The sequence below is a fragment of the Synechococcus sp. R55.3 genome, assembly GCF_047461975.1.
In the GTDB taxonomy this organism is placed as follows: domain Bacteria; phylum Cyanobacteriota; class Cyanobacteriia; order Thermostichales; family Thermostichaceae; genus Thermostichus.
The window spans coordinates 1-6,346 of record NZ_JANSIG010000119.1 but is presented as its reverse complement, the minus strand read 5'-3'; the positions used below and the strand labels follow the sequence as shown (position 1 = coordinate 6,346).

Below are 6,346 nucleotides of genomic sequence, written 5' to 3'. Positions count from 1 at the left end.
CAGCCTAGAGGTCCAGGGTTGGCTTGCCGACTCTAGGGCTACTGAAAGCTCCCGCCTTTAGGCGGGGGTAGTTTACCTTCGTCTTCAGCTCCCCGGCTTGAACAGGCCAATGGCCGTGACCTGGTTGGATCCCACCTCAAAGGCAAAGGCCAGGCCCAGAGCATCGTAGTTGACGTAGTAGCGGTCGTCGCGCAGATACTCTCGGCTCCCCTTGGGATAGGGCACCACCTCGTTGTAGCCGTTCTCGCCGGGCCCACCGTAAACGGCGATCACTTCTGAGTAGGTGGAACCAATGCGGATCCCTTCACCGGTCATGGCTTCCGGGTGGGTTGTGTAGATGCGGTTGGCGAAAAAGCTATCCACAATGCCCGGATGACGGTAGGTGAAGAGGATGTAGTCCTGCAGGTAAAAGATCTTCAGGTCGCTGTTGGGCTGAAACACATTAGCTCCGGAGGCTGCTGGGATCTGATCGACATTGCCCAGCAGGTGGGTATCGACGTTGCGGGTATCCATGCCCAGCTCAAAGCGGCCAACTCGGCCCTCTTGCACCAGCACGGTAGGCCGTGGGGGCAGGGTGGGTCGCCGTGGGGGCAAGGCCAGCGCTTGCAGGCCGGCATTCAGCCAAGCATTGTCATCTCCTTCCACCGTCTGCAAAGGCACTAAACCTCGCTCCAAAGAGCGACCATCTCCTGTCTTCCAGGTGGCCACGGCCAGTTCCACCGCCGCGCCGGAGGGGAGAGCAAAGAAGCGGGTTTGTCGCTCGCTGCCTTGGGTGGGCTGTCCCAAGATAAGGGTGCTACCGCTGGATCCCAACTGGGCAGCCAAGAGGGTGGCCCCCTGGCGGGTGTTACCATCCACGAGAACGGCCAACGGGATCCCGGCGGCAATGGGCAGATTTTCGCTGTTCCAGAGGGTGGGCTGCCCGAATCGGTCTTCGGTAATCAGCAGCGGCTGGACGGAGCGGGGCAAAAACAGGCGCGCCACATCTGCTACCACTTGGGGGTCGTAGCCCACCGAGCCGCGCAGGTCGAGGACAATGCCCTGGCTGTAGTCTTGGGTGTAGAGGGTTTGGCGGATTTGCTGAGCTGTGGCCGGGGTGAGATCCGGCACAGCCAAGTAAACCTGGCGCGGGCCGATCCCGCGGGCTTGTACGGGAGGACGAGGACGGTTGAGCAAGTCCTTAAAAGCTTGCGGATCCCAGAAACGATCGGCGGGATCCCCATACTCCCGCAGGATCTCTTGAATGAACTCGTACTCCACCTCAATGGGGGGGCGGGGATCCCCGTAGCTTCGGGCCAACAGGCGGGTGTAGAGGTCGTTGTAACTGACTGCGGCAGCTTGGTTGCCTGCACCCAAGGACTCGTTGATGAACAATCCCACCAGATGGCGGAGATCCAGCCCGACCAGCTCAGGGGGAAGCGAAGGAGCTGCCGGGATCCCCGAACCTGCAGGATCCGAGGGCACGACGGGCACAGCCGCAGTACTGCCGGGCCAGATCCCCGCGATCAGGGTGAGGATCCCCCAAGCCCCAATTGCGCGCGCAAATCCTTTCATGGTAGCCTGCCCTCTTGCAGATGTTGCGAATAGGATAAACCCTAAACGCTCCCCTCTGCCACTGTAGGCAGTGTTAGGTATCCGCTTTTTGCATTTTAGAACACTAGGGGTGACTGTCGCGCCCCCCTTCTTTGGAATGTTCCCAGCCGGGATCCGGAAAACCGCCCCACCACAGCCTACTCTTACTTGCCTTTTTTGCCCTTTTTGCTTGGCTTAGGCTTTTCTGCTGCTGGGGTCTCTGCAGTGGTTTCTTCTGCCTTCTCCTCAACCGGGATCGTTGCCTTTGGTTCTGAATCTGCCGCAGAATCTGAGAGGGTTTCCGCAGGGGATACTTCTACAGCCTCTTCTGGGGCCGGTTCGGCTTCCACGACTGCGGCTTCTCCATCCGTTTCCGCCCCCGTAGCCGTCTCTGAGGAGGATTCAACGGCCTCAGGGATCCCGGATACCTCTGCTTCTGGCTCATCGAACTTAAACTCGGCCTCTGGCACTTCAACCCTCTCCTCTGAGCCTGCCAAAGAAGTAGGTGCCTGGGTTGGATTCCCCTCGCTATCGACCCAGTTGACCGTAGTTTGCGACTTCAGCCAGGCCATCACCTTGTTGGTCAGCAAGCCTTCATAGACGGCTTGGCGTACTCGTTCCCGATCCAGCCTCTGCCCTTGCTGGGCGTAGGCCGCCATCACTTCTTCCACTTCCACGTCCAACTCCGTGGAACCTACGGCAATTTGCTCTTGCCGAACGATGGCGCTCAGGGCCAAGGTGCGCCGCAGCCGGTCGATGGCTTCGGGTCGGTGGCGCTCTTTCAACTGGTTAAGGGTTTCGGGAGGCAACTCGGACAAGAACTTACGGAGCTCCCCCGGCTTGATGCCTTCCTGCCGCAGGGCCTGGAGACTCTGGGCCAGCAGTTGTGTCGTTTCTTGTTCGATGAGGGTTTCCGGCAAATCCACCTCAGTAGTCTCCAAGATGGCGTTGAGGATGGCGGTTTCCAGGTTCTCCTCGGATTGTCTCAGGGCATCCTGTTCAAGGCGCTTTTGCAAGTGCTCCCGCAGTTCGGCCACCGTTTGAAAGCTGCTGATCTCTTGCACAAAGGCATCATCCAATTCGGGCAGCTCTTTGGCCTTGATCTCCCTCAGGCAGACAGTGAAGGTAACCGTTTTCCCGGCCAACTCTTTTCTGAAGTAGTCGTCGGGGAAGGTGGCTGCAATCTCCTTGGTTTCGTCGAGCTGCATGCCCACGATGCCCGCCACAAAACCGGGGATGAAGTTGTCTTCCTTGAGTTCCAGCTGGAAGTCCTGGGTGGTCATCTCGTCGAGGGGATTGCCTTCTGCATCGCGGGCTGCAAAATCGATCACCACCACATCCCCCAACTGAGCAGGCCGATCTTCTACCGGCAAGAGGGTGGCCCGCTGATCCCGCCATCGGTCGATGAGCTGGTCAATTTGCTCAGGCTTGACGTCAACACGGGTTGCCGTAACGGTCAGCCCTTTGTATTGGCCAACGCGGGCTTCGGGGTACACCTCAACATATCCTGAGAAGCTGAAGTCTGCTTCGGGGTTGAACTGAGCCAAGAGCTGACCCACCTCATCATCCAGCTCGAACCGGCTAATGGGAGTGAGCCGAGCTTCCTTGAAAGCCTGTTGAATGGCCTCGCTGATCAGGTCATCCACAGCACTGGCCATGATGCGCTCGCGGCCCACCTGCCGCACAACGAGGTTGCGGGGGGCCTTGCCCTTGCGGAATCCCGGAATTTGGATATTCTGCTCCAGTTGACGCAAGGTTTTTTCGTAGGAGCGCTTCACCCGGTCGGCTTCTACCACGATTTTGAGACCGACCCGGCTGCCAGGGCGTTTTTCTTGGATAACCTGCATAGGAAGTATGAGCTAGGGAGAGGGGCAAGTAGAAGTTCAATTCTACCTCAACGGCCTGTGGGTCAACCTGGGGATTTTAGGCAGGGGATCCCTCGGTGGCCACTTCTTTCACATCCTGGATGTCCTCTTGGGGTTCGGCACGCTTGCTGGGAGGCAGTTGCTTCACTTTGGCTTCCAGCTCCACCACCATTTCCTTGAGTTCGGTGATGGTGACCTCCTTCTCCTGCAGTTGCCGATTTTTTTCCCGGGCTTCGATGCTGAACTGTACGCGCATCCAGAGGCTATACAGCCAGGCGAGGGCGGCCCCAATCCCGGCAGATGCCAGAAGTTCCATCACCAGAGGGCTTTCAACGCTGACGCCGGGGGCAAAAGTAACCGTGACCGGGGTGGCGTTTTGCATGGCAAAGAGGGCAATGGCCAGGAGGGCTGAAAACAAGATCAGGTAGTTGAACAGTCGCATCGTTTTTCTCCTCGAAGGGATCCACTACGGCTTGCCAGCACCAGAATACCCATAAACTCGGGCCGGTTTTTGAGAAAAATTCCCTCAGAAAAACCAGCCATAACTGTGTAAGCCTTTGCCCAGAAAGTTCACCCCCAGATAACACACCCAAACCACCCCAAAGCCTAAGCTGGCCAAGAGGGCGGGGCGTCTGCCTTGCCAGCCTTTGGTGATGCGGGCGTGCAAATAGGCGGCAAAGACCAACCAGGTAATCAAGGCCCAGGTTTCTTTCGGATCCCAGCTCCAGTAGGTACCCCAGGCTTCGTTGGCCCAAACGGCGCCGGCGATAATGCCGATGGTGAGCAGGGGGAACCCCAGCCCGATCAGCCGGTAGCTGGTGTTGTCCAAGATTTCTGCCAGGCTCAGCCGTTGCCAGGGGATCCCTTCGGGGGCCGGTTGGGGGGGGAGTTCAGCCGACGAGGGGGCAGGACGGGGGGAGCGGAGGCCGGCGTAGGCCAGTTCTGAAGCCGGGGAAGGCAGGGTGGCTTCCGCCCATTCGGGATGGGTTTGGGGTTGGGGAGGGCGAAATTGCAGGCCGAGGGAGTTGCCCTTGAGATGGACATCCTGACCGCGGGTGACGATGAGAAAGCTGATGGAGAGAAGGGATCCCACCAACAGCGCCGCATAGGCCAGCAACATCACAGTCACATGCATCATCAGCCAGTTGGATTGCAAAGCCGGCACGAGGGGCTGGGCTACCTGCATATCTTCCGGCAGCACCAAGGCAGCAAAGGCTACGATCCCGGTTACAACTGGGGCGGTCATGACCCCCACCCAGCGGCTGCGGCTCCAGTAGAGGGCCACCAAATGCAAAGCGGTGATCCCCCAAGCCAGGAAAAACAGAGACTCGTACAGGTTACTCAGGGGGAAGTAGCCCGCATCGATCCAGCGGGCCGTCAACAGGGCTGCCATCGTCAAGTTTGCCCCAATCATCCCCGCCAGGCCCAATTCGGTTAGAAGCCGCACCTGGGGAAAGGCTGCCCCGCCCCAGTAAAACAGCATGGCCCCCAAACAAATGGCAAACGCCACATTGTTGAGCAGAGCTTGCCACTGGGCCAGATCCATACCCGCCAGGGCCGTTATCGCCAACAGAGCCATACATGACCTCAAAAGTGTCTCCGACCCGGCTTGAGCCAGGCCAGTTGATCCCATTCTAGGGCGGGGGAAGGGATCTTCCCCAAAGGACACATGCTGGTAATGTGGGGATGGCTTGTCTGCGGCTCGGCAGGATACCGAGAGCGTTGGGATGTAAGGCTCATGCAAGAACACGCGGGAAATGCCAGGTTGAGAAGGTGGGGGTTGTTGAGATGGTGGATCTGTCTGTTGACCGCCCTCGTTTTGGCCTCTTGTGGGGGATCCCCGCCTAAACCCCCGCAGGAACAGCTTCCCCAGCTAGAGCGCGTGCCGGTTCCCCCGGAGATTGCCAAGCTGGATGCCCATTTGCAGTATTGTCGCCCGCAAGTTCAGATCCTCAGCCCCAAGCCAGGTGAGGTGTTGCCAGAGCGGCAGGTAACCGTTCGCTTCGCGGTGCAAGGGTATCCGCTTTTCCAAGATCCGCAATTGGGTCTCGGCCCTCATCTGCACGTGGTGCTGGACAACCGTCCCTACATCGCCCATTACGATGCCGATGCTCCCCTCGTTTTCAAGGATTTGGAGCCGGGATCCCATACTCTGCGGGTGTTTGCCGGCAAACCCTGGCACGAGAGCTTCAAAAACTCTGAAGCCTATGCCCAGGTCAGCTTTCACGTGTTAGCTCCCACCCCTGAGTACGTACCACAGCCGCAACTGCCCCTGCTCACCTACAACCGCCCCACAGGCAGCTACGGGGCCGAGCCAATCTTGGTGGATTTCTGGCTGGCCAATGCCCCAGTGCGGGAGAGCCTGTTGAGTGACTTGCCACGGGACTGGCGGATCCGCTACACCCTCAACGGCCAATCCGGCCTGCTGGATCGCTGGGAGTCTTTTTATCTGAAGGGCTTCAGGCCCGGTCGCAATGTGATGGTGCTGGAACTGGTGGACAGCAAAGGGGATCCCATCCGCAATGTGTTCAACAGCGCCGCCCGCGAGATCACCTACACCCCTGGCGGCCAAGATACCCTCTCCAAGCTGGTTCGGGGGGAGCTAAAAGCCGAAGAGGCCCTCGCCATTGTGCAGCCGCAGCCCACACCCACGCCGACTCCGGAACCCACGCCCACTCCTACTCCGACGCCAACGCCAACTCCGACACCCACGCCCACTCCTACTCCGACGCCAACACCAACTCCGACACCCACGCCCACTCCTACTCCGACGCCAACGCCAACTCCGACACCCACGCCCACTCCTACTCCGACGCCAACACCCAGCCCGACGCCCACACCCACACCCACTCCGACACCCACGCCCACTCCTACTCCTGTCACTTAAACACATCTCCGAGCCCAACTGA

General features: G+C 59.3%; 6 protein-coding genes. 1 reads left to right on the top strand and 5 read right to left on the bottom strand.

Features of this window, described 5'->3' with window-relative positions:
• Positions 1-84: 84 nt before the first annotated feature.
• From NW849_RS13565 to NW849_RS13545, 5 genes are all read right to left on the bottom strand, one after another.
• The gene (locus NW849_RS13565) at positions 85-1,554 is read right to left on the bottom strand and encodes a S41 family peptidase (protein ID WP_414358285.1); all 1,470 of its coding nucleotides are present in this window, start codon (positions 1,552-1,554) and stop codon (positions 85-87) included.
• A 182-nt stretch (positions 1,555-1,736) separates the two neighbouring features.
• Positions 1,737-3,419 (bottom strand): trigger factor, encoded by a 1,683-nt coding sequence (gene tig / locus NW849_RS13560; protein ID WP_414358282.1) that lies wholly within the window; start codon positions 3,417-3,419, stop codon positions 1,737-1,739.
• A gap of 76 nt (positions 3,420-3,495) precedes the next feature.
• Entirely contained in the window at positions 3,496-3,879 is a 384-nt protein-coding gene (locus NW849_RS13555; RefSeq protein ID WP_011431755.1) for a lipopolysaccharide assembly LapA domain-containing protein, read from the bottom strand.
• A gap of 84 nt (positions 3,880-3,963) precedes the next feature.
• A complete protein-coding gene (ccsB, locus tag NW849_RS13550) occupies positions 3,964-4,983 on the bottom strand; it encodes a c-type cytochrome biogenesis protein CcsB (protein WP_414358287.1) in 1,020 nt (339 codons plus the stop codon).
• Between the two features lie 41 nt (positions 4,984-5,024).
• The gene (locus NW849_RS13545; protein ID WP_414358280.1) at positions 5,025-5,177 is read right to left on the bottom strand and encodes a hypothetical protein; all 153 of its coding nucleotides are present in this window, start codon (positions 5,175-5,177) and stop codon (positions 5,025-5,027) included.
• 64 nt (positions 5,178-5,241) lie between these two features.
• On the opposite strand from NW849_RS13545, the gene NW849_RS13540 reads away from it, so the two are divergent.
• Positions 5,242-6,324, top strand: coding sequence for a hypothetical protein (locus tag NW849_RS13540; protein ID WP_414358278.1), 1,083 nt, complete (start codon positions 5,242-5,244; stop codon positions 6,322-6,324).
• Positions 6,325-6,346: the final 22 nt, after the last annotated feature.